This window comes from Nonomuraea guangzhouensis, from assembly GCF_019396345.1.
In the GTDB taxonomy this organism is placed as follows: Bacteria; Actinomycetota; Actinomycetes; order Streptosporangiales; family Streptosporangiaceae; genus Nonomuraea; species Nonomuraea guangzhouensis.
Window position 1 is genome coordinate 91,549 of the sequence record NZ_JAHKRM010000018.1, and the last position, 19,865, is coordinate 111,413.

The window sequence follows — 19,865 nt, forward strand, 5'->3', positions numbered from 1 at the left end:
TATCCGACAGCCGACCCGTCTGGTCGCATAACCCTGCGACCTGTGGTTTTGCACTCGGGCGGAAACGTCTGGACGGTACTGGCGTGCTGCGGCAGGCTGACCGGGCACCGCGGTCAGGCACCGCTTCGACGCTGTTGCGCGGGGGGAGATCGTCGTGGTGCCGGGGAGAGGCGCTACAGCGGAAGGCGGTGCGGGTCCACATGCGATTACAGGTCCTGGGACCGATGCGGTTCTGGACCGGTTCCGGCTGGGCCCCGGTCCCCGGCCCGCGCCCCCGGACCCTGCTGGCCCTGCTGACGATCGAGATGGGGCGACCGGTCACCACAGCGCACATGATCAGCGAACTGTGGCCCGCCAAACCGCCGACGACGGCGGCGACCCTGATCCGGGGCTACATCCTGCAACTGCGCCGCGCGCTCGGCGACCTCGGGGGCGAGATCATCCTCACCCGGGCGTCCGGCTACGAGCTGCGCGGCGCCGCCGACGCGACCGACGTCGCCCGGTTCGCGACCGATGTCGCCCGCTTCGACGCTCTGACCGCGCAGGGGCGCGCCGCACTGCTCAAGGGTGCCGCGGAGGAGGCTCACCGGCTCCTCTCCCAGGCACTCGATCTGTGGCACGGCGAGCCGTACTCCGACGCCCTGCTCACCACGGCGGTGACCGCCGAGGCGAGCAGGTTGACCGAACGCCGACTGACCGCCAGCGAATCCCGCATCGAGGCCGGCCTGCTGCAGGGCCGCGGCCCCGAGCTCATCCATGAGCTCGAAGGCCTGGCGAGGGAGCATCCCCTGCGGGAAGGCCTGTGGGCGCAGCTCATGCGGGCGCTGTACGCGGCTGACCGGCGCGCCGACGCCCTGGACGCCTACCGGCTGGCCCGGCTGACGCTTGTGGAGGAGCTCGGCCTCGAACCCGGCCCAGACCTGCGAGAACTACACCAGGCCATCCTGGAGGGCCGGTCCTTGCCGGGTGCATGTACACCCGCCCGTCCTGCCCTGACCGAGGACACTCTCGCCACTTCGACATCACCTCCCCTGGAACTGCCTCGAGACGTCCCGGCCTTCACTGGCCGACAGGAGGACTTGGCGTTCTTACAAGGGCTCATGACCAGCCCCGGCGGGCCGGGAGCAGCCGTGATCACCGGTGGCGGGGGCGTGGGCAAATCAGCGCTGGCCATCCACCTGGCCCACCGCTTGTACGACCATTTCTCCAGCGGATACCTGTACGTCGACCTGCAAGGATCGCGCGAAGATCTGAAGCCCCTCCAACCCGTCGAAGCCCTGGGACGCATGCTGCGGGCACTCGGCGTCGCCCCGCAGGATGTGCCATCGGAAACCGCCGAGGCGGCGGCCCGTTTCCGTTCCCTCACGACGGGCCGCGGCCTGCTGGTGCTCCTGGACAACGCGGTGGACACGGCACAGGTCGAGCCGTTGCTGCCGGGCGAGCGGTGCGGTGTCCTGGTGACGAGCAGGCGTTCCCTGACGACCCTGGGCTGCGCCGTCCATCACGTGAAGCCCTTGTCCGAGCAGGAGTCACTGGCCTTGATCGGCAGCCTGGCAGGCAAGGAACGTGTCGCCGCAGAACCGGACGCGGCCCTGCGGATCATCCGCTACTGCGAAGGGCTCCCGCTCGCCCTACGCATCGCGGCCGCCCGCCTGATGTCCCGCCCACGCTGGCCCCTGAGTTGGCTGGCAGCCAAGCTGGAGAACGAACAGCATCGCCTGGATGAGCTTCAAGTGGAGAATCTGTCCCTTCGCTCCGTCTTTGCTGTCAGCTTGCGTGACCTGGAGGGTGACCCCAGCGGGCAGGATCTGACCCGCCTGCTCTGCCTCCTGGCCCTCTCATGCCATCTCCAGGTGACGATCCCCCTCGCCGCCGCAGTCGCCGGCACAACGCTCGACCAGACCGAGAAACTGCTCGACAAACTCCTCGACGCCCGCCTCCTGGAATCCCCCGGACCGGGTCGGTACCAGATACCTGATCTCCTGCGCCTGTTCGCCGAGAAGCAGGCCATCGCCACATCTCCTGTCAGAGCCGAATCTGCCCCTCGAGCACGCGATCCGTTGGTAGCGGCGGTAGAGCAGGCAGGCGTACCACTACAGCTGATCCCGAATTGCTAGCCAGGCATCAATCCCGCGACGTACCCGGCTGGTCACACAGGCAAATTCGGATTACGAATCAGCCCGTTGAGCTGGTCGCGCAACTCCGGATCCAGAACCTCCGACTTCGCCATCCCGACGAGGATGTCCCGGACGAATTCGCGGTCGAAATTTGACCGCTGCGCCATCTCGATGGCCCAGGGAACGGCTAGCTGCATCCAATACGAGCGACCAGAACTCCACGCCGACCCAACCGTCATCTCGACCAGCTTCTCGGGAGTTGACACGCCGCCCTCATTGAGAGATTCCCATGCACGGGAAAACTCGCCAAGGCAGGCCGAGAGATCACGCTCCAAAAAAGGCCACATGGCAACGAACCCAGAGCCCTCGAGGGTCGCCCGGCCCTCCTGCTCAACGCCTACACCAATCCGGCCGTCAGGCATGATTCCAATCCATGCCCCGTCGCCGCGATAAACGACCGGAGTCCATTCGGCCATCTCAACCCCACGACCAGTAGCCATATTGGAACCGCTGGCGCGTAGCAGCACTTACGCACTAGTCTCCCAGAAACCACAGATAGAGATGTGAACCATTCTCCACCTGCATACAGAGCCTTTCGATCTCTACTACTGAATCCTGCCCAATAATCTCCAGGACAGATTGATCAGAAATTTCCCGCCGAAGTCTCTCGACCTGTCGAGAATTGAACATTGTATCCGCGTAGGGCAGCAGGCTACCCAAGAACGGAAACTTGTCTTCATCTATGCGCCGGACGGTTTCCATCCAATCCAGTCCGCAAGATCCGCGCAGCACGATTTCTCCGCTCTCCGTGCGCACCTGAACGTTAATCATCGGCCACCACCTCGTCAGTTCGGGTGAACGCCCGTGACTGCACCGTCCCGCACCCATACCGCAACCGAGAACAGATCATTCCCGTCCGCGTCAGAGCCGATCGGGTAGCGGCTTCTAATGTCGAGGACGTGTCGGTGGGCGGAACCGGTGCCGAGATTCGTATTATCCATCGGCTTCCTCATCGCCAGCTTGGCCCAGTTGCGGATATGGTCCGGCGTAACCCAGTCCTCGAATTTTGATTTCTCCTCCCATCTCCAGGAATCCGCGTGATTCGGATCATGCCTCGGGAGGATGTGTTCATCCATCACCTTGTCCGAGACGGTCCCAGGCCCGCAGTTGTGAACGAAGACGGGAGTTGTGCCTGCCAGCACATAGTACGTGTGGATGTCGTCGACCGTCAGATTGTGGACGCGTTGGGTGGCGGTCCACTTCTGAACTGCGGTGATCTGAACATGGGTGCCGGCGCTGGTGCGGAGCCACATGCCCGGCTGCAACTGGTCCGCGTCCCGCCACTCTCGCTGGTTGTCCAGCCAGAACGGATGGCCTTCGGTCGCGGTGACGTTGCCGGTGCGATCGCCTCGGTCGCCGTCGATGTCCACAGTGATCTTGACGAGGTGCTTGACGCCCTCACCGACGATCAGAGCGGTGACCTGTTTCGCTTCGGTTCTGCCGGTGCCCGGATCCGTGGCGAGGACCCGGTCGCCTACATTGACGCGCTCGATGGGCTTGGCGGGTCCATCTGCCATCAACACCTTCGTGCCGAGGACGAAGCTGTTGCCCACACAGTTTCCTCCGCTTGGCCTTGCTCTGGCGGCGGCCCTGCGCACCGCGCTCTGCACTCCCTTGCGAGCCGCCTTCGCCGCGGCTTTCTCGGCGAGTTTCACGGCGGCCACCCGCACCGCCCCGGCGCCGCCGATAAGAACCGGAGCCCATTCGCCGACGAACTTGCCGACCTTGTAGTTCTTGCTGTCCTTGTCGCCCCAGGTCGGGATGTCCTTGTAAAGGGGGCTGTTGGCCTGGGCGTCGTCTGCCGCCGCGACGCATCCGGTCGGGATCCCCGGCGGGCAGGACATTTTCACGATGCCGTAGTAGACATCGGCGAGGAAGTTCTTGGCGGTGCCCAGCGTGCCGTTGACGAGGCCGCTCGCCGCGCCTCCGGTGAAGTTGCGTACATGGCACAAGAAGCGGCATTTCTTGGCGGGAGGCGAACCGCTTGGGCTGCTGTGGCCTCTTCCTGGAGTTGAGTCCGGGCATCCCTTGTTGGCGTAGTAGCAGTCCGGATGGCCGCGGAGCGGTCCGTCGAGGCCGTCGGGGTCGCTCTGGGTGACGGGGGTCTGGTTGGCGTAGGAGTAACCGTCCCAGCTCTGCGGGTAGTCGAGGTTGAACAGCGGGTCGACGGAGATGAAGCGGCCGATGTCCGCGTCGTACTCGCGGGCGCCCAGGTGGGTGAGGGACGTGCTGGAGTCGATGGTGCCGCCGACGAAGCCCCTCTCCCCCGGCCAGGTGCCTATCGCGGTGCCTCGTGGCTGGCCGAAGGGGGTGTAGCGCCGCTTGGTGAGCGCGCCGGTCGTCGCGTGGATCGCCACCTCACCGGTGCCCTGGTGGTCGGGCGACAGGAAGGTGACCCCCGCACTGGTGCGCATGGCGACCGTGTCGCCGTCGTGGCTGTAGTAGCGGGTGGCCTGGGTGGCCGTGGCACCCTTGTTGAGACGGACCTCCAGGCCGGACAGGTACAACGTCGTGCCGGTCGGGTCCCGGCGGATCAGCCGGTCACCGCTGGAGTCGTAGCCGAAGCTGGTCTCCGCGCCGGCCGAGTCGGTGACCTTGGCGAGGTGGCCTTCGACGTCCCAGGTGAGGGCCTGGTCGCTGGAGCCGGTGGTGCGCCGGGTGGTGTTGCCGGTGGCGTCGTAGGCGTAGCTCTCGGTGTGCGCGCCCGCCCCGGTCTGGGTGACGGTGGCGAGCTGGTGACCCTTGTACGAGGCGCCGACTCCGTCGCCCCCCGCATAGGCGTAGGTGCGCGTGGAGGCCACCTGGTTGGACGTGGCGTACTGCGTCTCGGTGGCTCGATTGCCCGAGGCGTCGAAGGCGTACGCGGTCCGGTACGGCGCGGGACCGCCGAGGGTCGCCGAGGCGGGGTCGGCCGCGCAGCCGTCCGTGGCCTGCGTCCAGGCGTCGGTGAGCCTTCTGAGGTAGTCGTAGCGGAAGCACTGGTTGTCGGTGCCGTCGCGGGACACGTCGGTGATCTGGGTGACGTTGCCCGCGTCGTCGTAGCCGTAGGTGGCGCTCCGGTCGACCCCTGGCATGCCGGCGTGGACGGTGGTGCTGGTCTTCAGCCGCTGGGTGCCGAACTCGTAACCGTAGCTCTGGTCGACCTGCTTACCGCCGTTGGACAGCCGCCTGCCCAGCACCTTGCCGGTCTTACTGTAGTCGGTCCCGATCACGTACGTGGACAGGTTGCTGGTCAGCTTGACCGCGCGGCCGAGGTCGTCGTACGTCGTGGCGATCACTTCGGCCGGGAGGCCGCCGACGGCCGGGCTGCTGACCGACCGCGCACTCCCGTCGAGGTTGTAGACCGTGTTGAACTGGTAGCCGGCGGCGGGAGCGAGCGCGGACTCGGCGGCCGGGAGGCCGGACAGGGTCACCGTCGTGCGGGTCGGCCGGTTCTGGTTGTCGTAGAAGTTGACCGCCTCGGTGTAGACGGCGCCGTTCTCGTAACGGACGGTGCTCGCCGGCTGACCCTTGCGGACCGTGTCGTACGTCCACTCGGCGAGCTTGACGCCCGGGCTGCCGCTGGTCGTGTCGTAGCGGGCGGTCTGACGGCCGATCACGTCGTAGGTGGTGCTGATCTTCTTGCCGCGCGCGTCCTCGGTCTGGACGAGCTGGTCGAGGTCGTCGTAGGTGAACGTGGAGACGCCCTTGTCGGGATCGGCCTGCCGGACCTTCCTGCCGCGCAGGTCGTACTCGTAGGTCCAGGTGTGACCGCCGAACCCCTTGATCGACGCCAGTTCTCCCCTGGTGGTGTAGGTGGAGAAGGTCGAGTCGTATCCGCCGGGCCTGTGCCGGCGGACCTCGATCTGCCTGCCCTGCGCGTCGACGAGGGTGGTGGTGGGGGTGCCGCCGTTGGGCGGGGTGACGGTCGTCCGATCTCCGCCGTAGGCGTAGGTGGTCCGCCATTTCTCGCCCGCGTCGCTGTTGCCGGCCAGCAGTCGTTCGGTGAGGACGCGGCCGAGCCCGTCGTAGGTGTAGGCGGTCTGGGTCTCGACCTGGCCCGGGGTGTCCACGCCGAACAGCGACACGCCGGGGGCGCCGTCGGCGTAGTACGCGGCGTATGTCCGGTCCACACTGCCCTGGGCGTTGTAGAAGGTGTCGCTGATCAGGCGGCCGCCGTCCGGGCCTGGCTGCTGGGTCTGGCGGGACCGCAGCCAGCCGTCTATCAGCTCGTACGCGATGTCCTGGCCGCCGTCGTTGTTCAGTTCCCTGGTGGAGACCGTGGTGATCTCGCCGGAGACGATCTGGTAACCGAACTGCTTGTCGGGGAGTTGGCCGGTGTCGCGGCCCGGCGCCCACACCCTGCTCACCCGGCCGAGGGCGTCGTAGGCGAAGACCGTCGTCCTGTCGCCCTCGTCGGTGGACCTGAGGGCGCTGCCCCAGGCGGGATCGAGCTCGGTGGTCGTGGTCATCGCCGAGCCGGTGTCCCCGCTCTTGACCGGCGGGCCCGTGACCGCCGTCTTGGTGGTCAGGCCACTGGTCTCGGTGTAGGCGGTGGTCGTGGTGCGCTCCGCGGGGGTGGCCGCGGTGTTGTCGACCACGGTCATGGTCTTGGGCCTGCCGTAGGCGTCGTAGGTGCTCCTGCTGCCGGGCACGTACCGGACGGCGCCGCTGGTGGTGCCGGTGGCCGCGACCTTGTCGGTCGCCGTGACCAGTCCCCTGGTCGGCGCGGCTCCGAGGGCCCCGCCGTCGTAGTAGGTGCGGACGTCGGAGATGAGCTGCTTGGTGAAGTCGACGGTCTTGCCGCATGACGCCGCCACCGTCCGCACCTGCGCGGGCAGGGCGACCAGCCAGTCGGCGGTGTTCCGCGCCGCCATGGTGATGGTCGTGCAGCGGTTGTCGGCGTCGACGGTGACGTCGCCGAAGTCGTCGACCTCGGTGGGCGCGCCGGTCGTGGTGTCGAAGGCGTTGGTGGTGGTCTTGGTCTCCCGCCAGCTCCCGTCGTCGAGCGCGGTCATGTTCCGGGTGGTCTTGGTGCCGGTCAGGTTGGCGGTGACCGTCCCCCAGGACCGGGTACGGGAGGCCGTCTGGAGGTGCCAGGGTGAGGCGACGCTCTTGGACACCGCCTTGCCATCGGCCTTGTCATACGTGACCGTCCTGACCTCGAGCCCTTGCAGGGACTCGTGGTCGGGATAGGTGCCGCCCTCACCGTCGGAGACCTCGGCGTCCTTCTTGCCGCCGGAGGTGTTCAGGCGGTCGCCGTCCATGCCCTGGAAGTACCAGTGGTCGACCTGGCCGGGCGCGTCGCTGTTCGCCGCGCTGATCACCCGGACCTTGTCGTAGCCCCGCCACTGCGACCACGTCTTGTACTTCTCCGATGTGATCCCATCGTCGTCGTCGTAGTGCCAGGCGGGGTGGCCGATGCCGTAGTCGTACTTGGTGACCATGTCGGGCGAGCCGCCGGTCAGGTCGGTCTGGACGGTCTCGGTCACCACGTACTTGTGGAACCAGTCGAGCGTGGGGTTGTCGTCCTCGCCGCTGGTCTTCATCCAGTACGTCGGGAAGCACCTGCGGTGGTTGGTCTGCGGGGTCGGCAGGTCGCCCGTCGTGCAGTCGGCTCCGGAGTAGTTGACGTCCAGCACACCGCCGAACTCGTTGTACACCGTGCCGATCCGGTTCTTCACGAACGGGCCGAGGTCATCGCCGAGCTTGTCCACCCGGTTCGGCTTCTGGGTGTAGACGAACGACACGGGCGGCAGCACGACCGGGTCCTGGCCGGCCAGCCCGGTGTGGACGATGGACGTCAGCAGCAGCTGGCGGTCGACGTCCGCCATCCCCCACGCGTGGCTCAGCTCCCAGGTGTCCACCGGGCGGTAGTCGACGCCGTTCTCCTTGAGGATCTCGGTCTTGATCAGGCTGAGCCGCTTGCGGGACCAGAACGTCGGCGACATCGTGCCGTGCTCCTCCTTGCACTCCTGGCCGGCGTCGCAGTGCAGGTCCCAGGGCACGTCCTCCCAGTACTCGGGATGGTCCTTGATCTTGTCCTCGGCGCAGTCGGCGTCCTCCGAGCGCAGGCATCGCTCGGAGACCTCGAAGCTGACCCGCGCGGGGGCCTTGCCCGGGAACAGGTTGTCGGCACGCAGGCCGTAGTCGACGTGGTCGAGGTAGCCGCCGCGTACGTACGACGTCTCGTCCTCGGCCTTCAGGTCGCGGCCGTAGTGGTTGCGCTCCTGCTTGTAGAAGTAGGTGACGGCGTTGCCGTCCCGGTCGACGACCTTGTCGAGGTTCCACCGCCACGCCTGCTGGCACCAGGAGTCGCTGAACTCGGCCTTGTGGCACAGCTCGCCGTCGTCGTCGCCGAACACGGGCACCGTCCAGGCCGACTGGGTCTGCGGGTTCTCCAGGGCCAGGGTGTTCAGCCCGAAGAAGTACTGGGTGCCGTCGGCGGTGGTGACCTTCCAGTACTCCCCGTCGTTGTCACCGTTGGCGTTGGAGTCGCCGGTCAGCTTCTCGACGCGGGTGCCGTCGTCGTTCTTCATCCGCCACGTGCCGCCTCCGGCGGGGATCAGCTCGCCGCCCTTGCCGTTCAGCGTCATCGTGGCGTTGTCGTAACCCCAGCACAGGTCGCCTGGATAGGTGTTCCAGGTGGAGTTCTTCGGCACGCCGTCGTCCTTGCAGGACTTGAAGCGGCGCTCGATGTAGCCGGGCCACAGATCGAACCCGTCGCCCGCCCAGGACGGCTGGGAGTTGGTGTTGGAGGTTCGGCCGTCGATGGACGAGGAGGAGTACGACAGGCTGAGGCCCGGCGTCAGCCCGCCGGGCACCGGCGGCACCCGCAGGGCGTACGACCAGGTGAAATCCCCCGACTGAGTGCCGACGCCCCACGTGGCCGACGCTGACAGCGGAGTCGCCTTGTAATCGCCCTTGTCACCGGCCGGTTCCGACGCGGCCGCCAGCACCGTCGCCGCGCCGTCCGCCGACGTCGTCACCTCCGCGCTCACGCTCTGGTGCTCGGTGTCGTTGGCCGAGGCGACCGGTGCCGCCGTACGGCAGCCGGCGACGTCCGGGGTGGTGAGCGCGCACGCGGGCAGCCGTACCAGCCGCAGGCGGGAACCATAGGAGGCGCCGTACGCGCGGGCGAACCCGGAGTAGTCCAGCCGTACGGCCATCTTCCCGGGGACCGGCGCGGCACCGGCCTGCTCAACGGAGAACAGCACCCCGTCGACACCGGCGCGCCGCCCTGCCGCACGGTCCAGCATCCGCACTCGCACCTTGCCCGGGACAGCGGGCGAGGTGGCGGCGCCGACCCAGACCGGAAGCGCGCCCGCCTTCGTGGCCGCGGTCGCGGCGGCCGACCCACGCAGGCCGGGCGCGGCGGCAGGCAGGGAGACCTCGGCGACGCCCGCCTTCGGCCACGTCACGGTGGCGGAGGGCGCCGGGTGGGCCACGGCCGCGTCCACCCGGCGCGGCTTGACCTTCACCTCGTGCCCGGCCACCGTCTTGTCGGGATCCGCCGGCTTGCCCAGCAGCCGTCCGGCCTCCGCCGCCACCGGCGGGGCCCCGATCGGCGCCGACGCCAGCAGCCCCGCACACAGGACGAGCGCCGTCACCATCGCCCACAGCCGTAAGGCGGTCAGGCCTTTGCCGCTACGCACAACATCCTCCACGGCTAGAGCTCGTCGATCTCGGTCGGGTTGGCCAGGTAGGCGACCTCTTCCTCGGTGGCCGCGCCGCGCAGCACCCAGACGTCGTCCAGCTGGCCGCGCCAGTTCTGGCCTGCCGGGTAGGCGCCCCCTGCCTTGGCCCGGCCGAGTTGCAGGGAGGTGATGGGGGCGAACACCCGGGTGTTCTCGCGGTAGGACACCGTCGGCGCCTCGGCGGCGTCCTCCCGCACGCCGTTGACGTACAGCGTGATCCGGCTGTTGAAGCCGTCGTAGACGACGGCCAGGTGATCCCAGTCGCCGAAGCCGCCCTGGTGGAAGCTGGAGTGCTCCACCGTCGCGGTGGTGGCGCCCGTCCCGTCCACGCTGGGTATGTCCAGCACGTAGCGGCCCTTGGCGGCGTCGTAGCGCACCGCCACGGCGCTGTTGGTGGCGCCGGCCAGGCCGAGCACGGTCATGGACCTGGTGGGAACGCCCGCCGTCTCCACCCACGCCGACACCGTGAAGCTCTCGGCGCTGTCCGCCACCGCTCCGTCGGCCGTGGCGTAGTCCCCGTCGCCGCCGGGAAGGTCGAGCGCCCCGGCCACCTGGCCGTCCGGCGGAGTCACGACACCGGTGGTGATCTTCGCGGCGCCGGCCAGCGTGACCAGGTGCTTGACGGCAACCGGCGCGGAGTCGGGGCTGGTCGCCGGGCTACCCGAAGCGGTGTTGAGCCGCCAGCGGCCGATGATGTCGGACTTGACGGTGAACAGGTCCTGCGCCTCCTCGACCGAGACCACCCGGTCGTAGATCCGCACGTCGTCGATCGCGCCCGTGACATAGTCGACCGCCGCGCCGTTCCACTTGGACCGGCCGATCTGCAGCCCGCCTCCGGCCTGCCACACCGGCGGAAGCTCGTTGGACCCGCTCTCGACGCCGTTGACGTAGATCCGGAGTTTCCCGGCCACGACGTCCTGGATTCCGACCAGGTGGGTCCACTGGCCGAGCACGGCGGTGTTGGCCGAGTACGCGGTGAGGGTCGTCGGAGCCGTGACGTCGCCCGCCGTCCGCATGAACGCCCACTTCTTGTTGGCGGCCCGGTACTTGAGGTAGAAGCCGCTCTGGTCGGCGCCGTCCTGGCTGACGATCGTCATGTCCGTGGCGGCGGTCGTCGGCAGCTTCACCCAGGCCGCGATCGCGAAGTTCCCGGTCGTGTTCAGCACCGGGCCCGTGGTGGAGGCGTACGCGCCGGGGCCATTGAGCTGCATGGCCGTCCCTGCCTGCCCAGGAACCCCGAGCGTCGCCCCGCCCCGTACGGTGGCCGAGAAGGGGCCGCCGCCCTCGCCGTAGACTCGCTCGCTGCCCACCGGCTCCTCCAGCCGCCAGTGCGCGGTCAGCTTCCGCCCCTCGGGGGTGGAGCCGGCGGCCAGGCTCGCCGCGTCGTCGTCGGACAGCGCCTCGGCGAACACCTTGACCTCGTCGACGTCGCCCGGCCAGTTGTTCGCGTAGCCGCCGTCGTACCGGCTGCGCCCGATCTGGAAGGCTCCCCTGGCGTCGAGTACGGAGGCGACCGGGGTCTCGGCCGCCTTGGTGCCGTTGACGTACAGCCGGAGCATCTTGGCGGGCGCGTCGTACACGCCGGTCAGCTGGGTCCAGGCGTTCAGCTCCGGCGGCGCGGGCGCGATCGCCCCCGTCCAGGGGGCGCTGGCGCCCTTCACGTCGTTCGCCGGGGTCTTGAACACCCATGAACTCGGGGCGGGATTCACGCCGAGCTGGAAACCGCTCTGGACGGACGCGTCCTGCGCCAGGACGTTGTAGAAGGCGTCGTTCTTGCGCAGCCGGACCCATGCCGAGACGGTGAAGCTCTGAGCGGTGTCGAGGACGGCGAGGTCGGTTGCGGCGTAGCCACCGGCGTAACCGTCGAGGCCGAGGCCGTTGCCGGCTTTGCCCTCCGTGCCCAGGGTGGCACCGGCGCCGGACCGGGCCGCGATCCCCGGGTTCTCACCGGTGAGCGTGGCGGAGCCGGCGGGCTCGTCAAGCTTCCAGCGCGCCTTCTCCGGGGCGCCCTCGCTCACCCAGAACCGGTAGTCGCCGACCGAGAAGTTCCCCGCGGCGTCCCACACGGTGACGTACAGGGTGTTGACACCAGCGTGCGTCGGGACCACCCGGACCGTCTGCGGGTTGGCGGCGCGGCTGACCGCCGCGGCGGGGGCGGGGGTGGTGTTGAGCGCGTAGGCGAACTTCGTCACCTCAGGGTCGAAGGTGATCGCGAACGAGCCGTAGCGGCCGACGCCGTCGCGGGCGCTCACGTCGGGGTCGTCGGGGTTCAGCTCCGGGTATTCGGGTGAGCCGACCACCGGAGTGCGGGGGGCCGTGGGGTCGTAGCGCAGGTAGCAGCTGGTGGCGTTGCCCCCCGAGCTCCACGGGCTCCACGCCGCGCCGTCGTAGGCGCGTACCTGGTAGTTGAAGTCGGCGTTCACCGGGATCAGACCCGAAGGGACCTGCACCGAGAACGACGAACGACGCGAGCCCTTGGCCGACTGCTTCTTGGGGCTGGTGGTGCGCCACTGGTGCTCGGTGCCGCCGGCGTCCTTCCACGACACCAGGAACTCGGCGTTGAGCTTCTCGCCCTCGGCGCCGCTGTTGTCGGGGTCGGTGAGGTTGTCGGCGTACAGCATCGGCAGCCGGTTCACCGGCGTGGTGTGACCGTAGGCCGGGCAGGGGCCGCCGGGGCTGGAGTGCAGCTGCTTCATCTGCGGCTGCGGCGGGGTGGAGTTGTAGTGCACGCGGAGAATCGCGTTTCCCTCGAACCGCTTCCAGCCGTACTCGTCGTCCTCGTGCCCGGCCCGCAGGCCGAACGTCGTGCTCGACCAGCCCTTCTTGGCGGCCTCCTTGACGGCCGACGCCACGTCGAAGACCACATCGCCCGCCGGGCAGCTGCTCGAATGGCCCTTGGCGACGTCCCGGTAGGTGAGGTAGTCCGCCCAGTTGTCGGCGGTCGAGCTCCAGGTCGAGTTCTTGCCGAACGCGGTGGTGCGGTAGATGTGCACCGATCGCCCGTCGCAGGACGGTGCCCAGGTCTCCTTGACCGAGAACTCCGCCGACAGGATCTGCTTGCCCGCGAAACGGCTGGTCGGCATCCGGTAGAACAGCCGCTTGACGTGGGAGCTGCCGCAGTAGGCGCCGGCCGGGGGCAGGCTGATGGGACAGCGCCCCATGCCCTCGTCGCTGAAGCTGTGATCCTCCCAGCCTCCGCTGGAGACCATCAGCTTGGCGGACTCACCGGGCGCGTACCACATGGGATCGATGTAGATCGGGAACTTCGCGTCCGGGGAGGTGAGCAGCCCCTGGTCCGACTCGAGCGTCAGGTGCCCGGCGTCGGCACCCGTCTTCATCACCGCGACGCGTGAGGTGTCTCCCGGCGCCGCCGCGGACGGCCTGCGCAGCCCTCCGTTTCCGGGCATGGCGGACACCGCCAGGGACCCGGCCGGCTCGCTGGAGTCCCACATCTTCGGCGGCGGCGCCCTGAACACCTCGGCGCCCGTCACCGGGTCGAATGCCGACTGATTGCCTCGCGTGTCCGCCGCCAGCCGCAGGTCCGGCGCCGACAGCCCGAACTGGAGCCTGGCCAGCCGGGGATCGCGCGCCGCTTCCGGCGTCTTCACCACCAGCACATGGGACGCGCCGTCGGCAGTGGCCCGGACCCGCAGATCGACGTCGGGCCCGAACACGCCCCGGTACACCGCGGTGTCACCGTCGAGCTCGGGTACGGGCAGGCGGCCGGGCCACGACAGCGACATCCGGCGGCCCGCTCGGGTCATCGACAGCATGGGCGTGTCGCCGCCGCCGGAGAGCCGCAGATCGATGGTGGTGGCCGCCGGCCGGATGGACCCGTCGGGATCCCTCCGCAGGGTGGTGTCGATGCCGACCCACGTGCCGTCCCTGAAGGTACGGACCGGTTCCAGGTGCTCGACCGCGACGAACCCACCCTGTGGTTGCGCCAGCACCTCACGGCTCTCGCCGCGCAGGCCGACGACCTCCACCGGCCGCCCCGACTCACGCGCCGACCGCGCCGCCTCGGCCTCGGTCACCTGGGGTTCGGGGTCGGCCGTACGCATGCCCGCGGCCGGCACTCCCGGCCCGGAAACCGAACCCCAGGACGGGACGGCGAGGCACGACAAGGTCATGGCCGCCATCGCTGACACCGCCGTAAGGGTCCAACGAGTTCTCACACCGCGCTCCCACCGGCTCGCCGTCGATGTCGGCCGGCAGTCCTCTGGCGGCCGAGATCAACAGTGACGGTGACCGGTAGACGGCCCGTTCAGGTCGTGTAGATGCCGTGTTGACCCGTCGCGAGACGTGCCCTGTTCGCTCAGTACGACCAGCGCGCAGCCGACAGGACTCTGCCGCCGTCCCTGACGACAAGGACGGCGGCAGCGTTGGGTTCAGCGGTCCACGAGCACCCGGCCGAACTCGACCTCCGGGGTGGCGCCGGCGAAGTTACGGTCGACCTGGGCCCGTTCGGCCGCGCTCGGGTTCGCGTTCGTACAGCTCACCGGAGCGCTGGAGCCGGACATCAGGTCGGAGCAGAGGCCGGTGCGCCGATCGGGCAGGCCTAAGATGTGGCCGATCTCGTGGGCGGCGATGCGCACCGGGTTGTAGCCCTGTGAGGTGGCTTCCCTGCCCATCCAGATGGTGCCCCGGCCCAGGCTCGTGGGCAGGGTGCGGGGCCAGCCGTTGTCGGCTAAGACGACGAAGTCGGCGGGGGTGCCGGCGACGAGGCGGACATTCGCGACACTGGAGTTCCAGATCTGCGCGGCCTGGTCGACCGCGCCACGGAACTCGGCCGCCCGGCTGGCGTCGTACCGGAGGGTCCTGAGCAGGGGCGCGGCCTGCGCGGGCGAGGTGGCCAGCAGGAACGCGACGGTGAGGACGAGAGAGAGCGCGAGACGGAGGGGTCTGGGCATCGTGTCTCCTCGGACAGTGGGGGTGCTGTCACGCTAGGCGCGACGACGCCGTCCGGGGATAAGCCAGTTTGCCCCTATTGCAGTGGTATGGATCCGTGGAGAGCGAGGCGGGTCAGACCGGCACCCACCCGATCGGCGATTCACGTCTGAGCCTGGCTGCCGCAACCAGTTTGGGGATATGCGAGCCATCGCTCGAGGCCACCTTGGCCGGTCCGTTGCCCGCGGCCGCAGAGGCCACGACAAGGGCGTCCACGACACACTCATGCCCGTCCAGGCCGGCATCCTCCAGCAACCGCCCAGCGAGGTCGGCGATGCCTTCGGTCACAGGTATGACGGTCAGGTGCGCCCGTTGCCAGATGAGCCGCCTTCCGACCGCGCCCGTACGGCGCACTTCAGCGAGCGTCACAGCGCTGATCGCCGGAATGAACCCTTCCTCCCGGGCAACGGCGATCCGCGCAACGACCTTCGGATCGTCCTCACCGAGCAGGGAGAAAGGCTGGGCATCCAGCACGAGCACTGGGGTAGGGAACGAAGCCCCTGCGCGCCTTACTCGCCGGACCACGCTCGCCTGGCCTCTTCCATGACCTCATCGGGCAGCGGACCGGTTCTGCGTTCGTGGTCAGCGACGATCTCGTCGGCTTTCAGCAGCGCCAACCCGTACTCCGCAGCCTGGTCGACGAAGCGGGAGAACCCGCGGGGACCGGTCCGGAGCTCGATTTCTTCGGCGAGCGAGCGGCGTAGCGTCACCGACTTCTTGATCGTCGGGTCTGCGGGCTGCGGTAGGGACATGGGTTCAGTATGCCACTAGGTATCGCATAGCGCTGAGGCCCAAGGCGTTCGCTGGACCATCAAGAAAGATAGTGCTCGCGCAACGCCGTGATCAGCTTGTCGTCGACGCCCAGCCGGGTGACCGCGTAGTCGCGTACGGAACCATGGCCGGCGGCCAGCTCCGCCAGGCAGAGCCGCATGACCTCGCCCGGCGCGCGACCGTAGCCGGGCCACTTCAGCGTCCGGTCGGGGTGGGCCGCTCGCCAGTCGGCGACCAGCCGGTCGGCGGCAAGCTCGGTGAGCGCGAAGTCTTCGACGATGGTCTCCTCGTCCACCCCCAGCAGGGACAGCACCAACGCGGCCAGCAGCCCGGTACGGTCCTTGCCCGACGCGCAGTGCATGACGAGGGGAGCGCTGTCGTCGGCGGCGATCACCTCCAGCGCCTGCCGCAGCTCCTCGACCCCGTCCAGCGCGACCTCGGCGTAGCGGTCGGCGAGGAAACGCGCGGTGTCGATGTCCGGGCCCAGCTCGGCCTGGTCGTAGGGCTGATGTTCGATGCTGAGGTTGTGGTAGGCGAGCCCCTCGCTCTCCGGCACGCGGCCCCTGGCGGCTATCTCCCACGGGTAGCGCAGGTCGATCACCGTACGCACGCCCAGGTCGAGAAAGCGCTGCCAGTCGTCGCCCCGGAGCTTGGCCAGAGAATCGGAACGATACAGGCGCCCCCAGCGCACCGTACGCCCGTCGCGCGTACGGTAACCGCCCAGGTCACGGAAGTTGTGCAAGCGTTCGAACGCGATATGCCTCATCGAGCACACTTTATGGGGTCAGCGGACCTATGGACGTAGCCACCAAACATGACCAGATTGGTGGAGATATCCGTCTTAGCCCGGAGGTACGCGTGAAGCGTGTCATCGTCCTGGCCGCCTGCACCTTAGTGGCGACCGCCCTCGTCCCACCCGCCCAGGCGGTCCGGACCCCCAACGGTCAGGAAACCGAATACGTCGTCTTATACAAGGAGGGCGTGCGCCCGGCCGACGCGCGCAAGGCCGTCCAGGCCGCCGGCGGCACGGTGGTCAAGGAGAACACCGCCGTCGGCGTGGCCACGATCTCCACCACCAACGCGGACTTCGCCACCGCCCTCGCCGCCAACGGCTCGATCGAGGGCGTGGCGCACAACCGGTCCATCGGAACGGTCCCGTCCGCCGCCCGTTCCGCCGCCGCAGCGCGCAAGGCCACCGAGGCCGTGGAGAAGGCCGGTGACGGCGCCCCCGCCGCCACCACGTTCGGCAAGCCGGGACCGACGGCCGAACCGCTGTCGGAGCTGCAGTGGGACATGAAGCAGATCCACGCCACCGCGGACGGTTCCTACCGTCACGAGCAGGGCGATCCGGGAGTGCTGGTCGGCATCCTGGACACCGGCGTGGACGGCTCGCATCCGGACATCGCACCCAACTTCAATCGCGCCTTGAGCCGGAACTTCACGGTCGACATCCCGGTCGACGCCAACGGCGGCCCGATCGACGGGCCCTGTGAGGCCGAGCCCGACCACTCCTGCAACGACCCCGCGGACGTGGACGAGAACGAGCACGGCACCCACGTGGCCTCCTCCATCGCCTCCCCGATCAACCGGCTCGGCGTGGCCGGTGTGGCGCCCAAGGTGTCCATCGTCAACCTGCGGGTCGGCCAGGACTCCGGCTTCTTCTTCCTCCAGCCGAGCGTGGACGGGCTGACGTACGCGGGCGACCACGGCATCGACGTGGTCAACATGAGCTACTACATCGACCCGTGGCTGTTCAACTGCGTGGACAACCCGGCCGACTCCCCCGCCGACCGCGCCGAGCAGGCCACCATCATCAAGGCGACCCAGCGGGCGCTGAACTACGCCCACGCCAGGGGCGTGACGCTGGTAGCGGCGGCGGGCAACGGCGCCACCGACTACACCAAGGAGCTCATCGACGGCTCCAGCCCCGACTTCGCCAGCGTGCCCGGCGAGGCGCCGTACGACCGGACGATCCCGCCGAGCTGCGTGTCCATGCCCAGCGAGGGCAAGCACGTGATCGCGGTGTCGGCCACCGGCATCAGCAAGCGCAAGTCGTACTACTCCGACTACGGCAACGGCTATGTGGACGTGGCCTCACCCGGCGGCGACGCCTATGACACGCCGACCAACACGCGTGACGTGACCAGGGCGACGCTGGCGGCCTACCCGCAGTCGCTGGCGCAGGCGAACGGGCAGCTCAACCCCGACGGCACGCCGAACACCCCGTCGGTGGTGCGCGACTGCCGCGACTCGGTCTGCGCGTACTACACCTACCTGCAGGGCACCTCGATGGCCTCGCCGCGGGCGGCGGGCGTGGCCGCGCTGATCGTCAGCCGGTACGGCCACCGCGACCGCGCGCACGGCGGCCTGACCATGAACCCGGACGCGGTGGAGGCGGCCCTCAAGGCGACCGCCACCAAGACGCCGTGCCCGGAGCCGCGCGCGTTCACCTACACGCGGATCCTGCCGAATGGTACGACGACGACGGACACGCACACCTGCGAAGGCGGCAGGGCGCGTAACGGCTTCTACGGCTCGGGCATCGTCGACGCGTTGAACGCGGCCCGGTAACCGACGGCACGCCCGGTGCGCGCCCGCGAAGGCGTACGCGCACCGGGTCACCCGGACACCGCCGACGGGCCAGGGTCGGACGAGCCTGGCCCGGACGGGCCGAGGTCGGACGGGCTTGGAGCCGACGGGCTGGAGGCGGGTGGGCCGAAGGCGCCGGCGCGGGCGGCGGCCAGCGTGACGCGTACCGCCTGGTCCGCGACGGCCTCATCGACCGGTTCCGCGGTCATCAGCAGCCTGAGGTAGACCGGCGCCGCGAGGGATTTGATCACCTCCGCCGCATCGGTCCCGGCGGGCAGTTCGCCCCGTGACACCGCGCGGGCGACCACGGGCTCCGCGCGCCGCAGCCGGTCCTCGAAGATCTGGCGCCGGACCTCGGCCACCTCCGGCAGCCGCGCGGCATCGGAGAACACCGCGGCCAGCAGAGCGCGGGCGGACGGGGCGGTCATCAAGCGGACCAGCGCCCGCGCGAGCACCGTCAGGTCCGCCTCGAACGTTCCCGTGTCAGGGATCGGGACATCCGCTGCCACGTGCCCGGCCAGCGCGTCGACGACCAGGCTCTCGCGGTCCTTCCACCGCCGGTACACCGTCGTCTTGTGCACCCCCGCCCGCTGGGCGACGCCGTCGACCGTCAGGGCGGCGTACCCCTTCTCGGCCAGTTCGGCGAGCGTCGCCGCGTGGACGGCGGCCAGCACCTTCGCACCCCGCCCAACCGACCTGGCGTGCTCAGCATCCATTGCAACTCCAAGTTGCGTTAAGGGGCAATCAAGTGCCATCGTATCGCAACTCAAAGTTGCAATACGAAGGACGCCAACGATGTGGACATTCGACGACATCCCCGACCAGTCCGGCCGGCTGGCGGTGGTGACCGGCGCCAACAGCGGCATCGGCTACGTCACGGCCCGTGAGCTCGCCCGCCACGGCGCCCACGTGGTGCTGGCCTGCCGCGACCCCGAACGCGGCCGGGACGCGGCCGACCGCCTGCTCGCCGAGGTGCCGGGAGCGAAGGTCGAGACCCGCCGCCTCGATCTGGCCGCGCTCGCCTCCGTCCGGGAGTTCGCCGACGGTCTGGACCGGCTCGACCTGCTGGTCAACAACGCGGGCGTGGCCATGGTCCCGCACGCCAGGACCGCCGACGGGTTCGAGTCGCAGTTCGGGGTCAACCACCTCGGGACGTTCGCGCTGACCGGGCTGCTGCTCCCCCGGCTGCTCGCCGCGCCGGCGCCCCGGGTGGTCACGGTGAGCAGCGAGGGGCAGCGCTTCGCCCGGTTCGACCTGGCCAATCTCAACGCCGAACGCGGCTACAGCGCCGTCAACGCGTACCTGCAGTCGAAGAGGGCCCTGCTGTACTTCGCCGTCGAGCTGCACCGCCGGGCGACGGCGACGGGGCTCGCGCTGCGCAGCATGGCCGTCGCCCCCGGGCTGACCCGCAGCAACGTGCTCACCGGCGGCGCCAACGCCGATCGCGGGCGGCTGTACAGAACGTTCGCCTCGCGGCTGGTCCGTCACGTGTTCCGGCCCACGCCGGAGGGGGCCAAGACGTCGTTGTACGCGGCGACCCTTCCCGGCCTGCCCGGCGGCAGCTACGTCGCCCCTGACGGCCTTCTGGAGCTGCGCGGCGAGCCCGCTGTCCACCAGCGGCACCGGGCGATCACCGACGCCGTCACCGCGCGCCGCCTCTGGGAGGTGTCGCAGGAGCTGACCGGCGTGCGCTATGACCTCTGAG

At 69.2% G+C, this 19,865-nt stretch carries 12 protein-coding genes; 3 read left to right on the forward strand and 9 right to left on the reverse strand.

Going from position 1 to position 19,865, the window contains the following annotated elements; translation table 11 throughout:
- The first annotated feature begins 200 nt into the window (after positions 1-200).
- The gene (locus tag KME78_RS33910) at positions 201-2,117 is read left to right on the forward strand and encodes an AfsR/SARP family transcriptional regulator (protein ID WP_219533504.1); all 1,917 of its coding nucleotides are present in this window, start codon (positions 201-203) and stop codon (positions 2,115-2,117) included.
- 32 nt (positions 2,118-2,149) lie between these two features.
- Here the strand turns inward: KME78_RS33910 and KME78_RS33915 are convergent, their stop codons facing one another.
- From KME78_RS33915 to KME78_RS33950, 8 genes are all read right to left on the reverse strand, one after another.
- Positions 2,150-2,593: a hypothetical protein gene (locus KME78_RS33915; protein ID WP_219533505.1), complete on the reverse strand. Its 444-nt coding sequence runs from the start codon at positions 2,591-2,593 to the stop codon at positions 2,150-2,152.
- Between the two features lie 58 nt (positions 2,594-2,651).
- The gene (locus KME78_RS33920; protein ID WP_219533506.1) at positions 2,652-2,948 is read right to left on the reverse strand and encodes a hypothetical protein; all 297 of its coding nucleotides are present in this window, start codon (positions 2,946-2,948) and stop codon (positions 2,652-2,654) included.
- A 14-nt stretch (positions 2,949-2,962) separates the two neighbouring features.
- On the reverse strand, positions 2,963-9,811 hold the full coding sequence (locus tag KME78_RS67400; RefSeq protein WP_219533507.1) for a polymorphic toxin-type HINT domain-containing protein: 6,849 nt from the start codon (positions 9,809-9,811) through the stop codon (positions 2,963-2,965).
- A 14-nt stretch (positions 9,812-9,825) separates the two neighbouring features.
- Positions 9,826-13,992 carry a LamG-like jellyroll fold domain-containing protein gene (locus KME78_RS33930; protein ID WP_246652588.1) on the reverse strand — a complete coding sequence of 1,389 codons (4,167 nt, stop codon included), beginning with the start codon at positions 13,990-13,992 and terminating at the stop codon, positions 9,826-9,828.
- 249 nt (positions 13,993-14,241) lie between these two features.
- Complete coding sequence (locus KME78_RS33935; RefSeq protein ID WP_219533509.1) at positions 14,242-14,763, reverse strand: snapalysin family zinc-dependent metalloprotease; 522 nt, start codon at positions 14,761-14,763, stop codon at positions 14,242-14,244.
- 112 nt (positions 14,764-14,875) lie between these two features.
- Entirely contained in the window at positions 14,876-15,280 is a 405-nt protein-coding gene (locus tag KME78_RS33940) for a hypothetical protein (protein WP_308127237.1), read from the reverse strand.
- A 29-nt stretch (positions 15,281-15,309) separates the two neighbouring features.
- Positions 15,310-15,552 (reverse strand): hypothetical protein, encoded by a 243-nt coding sequence (locus KME78_RS33945; protein WP_219533511.1) that lies wholly within the window; start codon positions 15,550-15,552, stop codon positions 15,310-15,312.
- Positions 15,553-15,611: 59 nt separating this feature from the next.
- On the reverse strand, positions 15,612-16,337 hold the full coding sequence (locus KME78_RS33950; RefSeq protein WP_219533512.1) for a tyrosine-protein phosphatase: 726 nt from the start codon (positions 16,335-16,337) through the stop codon (positions 15,612-15,614).
- A gap of 92 nt (positions 16,338-16,429) precedes the next feature.
- On the opposite strand from KME78_RS33950, the gene KME78_RS33955 reads away from it, so the two are divergent.
- The gene (locus KME78_RS33955) at positions 16,430-18,142 is read left to right on the forward strand and encodes a S8 family serine peptidase (protein ID WP_308127238.1); all 1,713 of its coding nucleotides are present in this window, start codon (positions 16,430-16,432) and stop codon (positions 18,140-18,142) included.
- A 47-nt stretch (positions 18,143-18,189) separates the two neighbouring features.
- Here KME78_RS33955 and KME78_RS33960 read toward each other — a convergent pair whose 3' ends face one another.
- Positions 18,190-18,876 carry a TetR/AcrR family transcriptional regulator gene (locus KME78_RS33960; protein ID WP_219533514.1) on the reverse strand — a complete coding sequence of 229 codons (687 nt, stop codon included), beginning with the start codon at positions 18,874-18,876 and terminating at the stop codon, positions 18,190-18,192.
- A 79-nt stretch (positions 18,877-18,955) separates the two neighbouring features.
- Here KME78_RS33960 and KME78_RS33965 point away from each other — a divergent pair, with 79 nt between their 5' ends.
- Positions 18,956-19,864 carry an oxidoreductase gene (locus tag KME78_RS33965; protein ID WP_219533515.1) on the forward strand — a complete coding sequence of 303 codons (909 nt, stop codon included), beginning with the start codon at positions 18,956-18,958 and terminating at the stop codon, positions 19,862-19,864.
- Position 19,865 lies beyond the last annotated feature (1 nt).

Bases quoted from the DNA above. Each gene is read 5' to 3' on its own strand.
- KME78_RS33960 (WP_219533514.1), bottom strand. From the start codon at position 18,876: ATGGATGCTGAGCACGCCAGGTCGGTTGGGCGGGGTGCGAAGGTGCTG.
- KME78_RS33935 (WP_219533509.1), bottom strand. From the start codon at position 14,763: ATGCCCAGACCCCTCCGTCTCGCGCTCTCTCTCGTCCTCACCGTCGCG.
- KME78_RS33950 (WP_219533512.1), bottom strand. From the start codon at position 16,337: ATGAGGCATATCGCGTTCGAACGCTTGCACAACTTCCGTGACCTGGGC.
- KME78_RS33910 (WP_219533504.1), top strand. From the start codon at position 201: ATGCGATTACAGGTCCTGGGACCGATGCGGTTCTGGACCGGTTCCGGC.
- KME78_RS33945 (WP_219533511.1), bottom strand. From the start codon at position 15,552: ATGTCCCTACCGCAGCCCGCAGACCCGACGATCAAGAAGTCGGTGACG.
- KME78_RS33930 (WP_246652588.1), bottom strand. From the start codon at position 13,992: ATGGCGGCCATGACCTTGTCGTGCCTCGCCGTCCCGTCCTGGGGTTCG.
- KME78_RS33965 (WP_219533515.1), top strand. From the start codon at position 18,956: ATGTGGACATTCGACGACATCCCCGACCAGTCCGGCCGGCTGGCGGTG.
- KME78_RS33920 (WP_219533506.1), bottom strand. From the start codon at position 2,948: ATGATTAACGTTCAGGTGCGCACGGAGAGCGGAGAAATCGTGCTGCGC.
- KME78_RS33915 (WP_219533505.1), bottom strand. From the start codon at position 2,593: ATGGCCGAATGGACTCCGGTCGTTTATCGCGGCGACGGGGCATGGATT.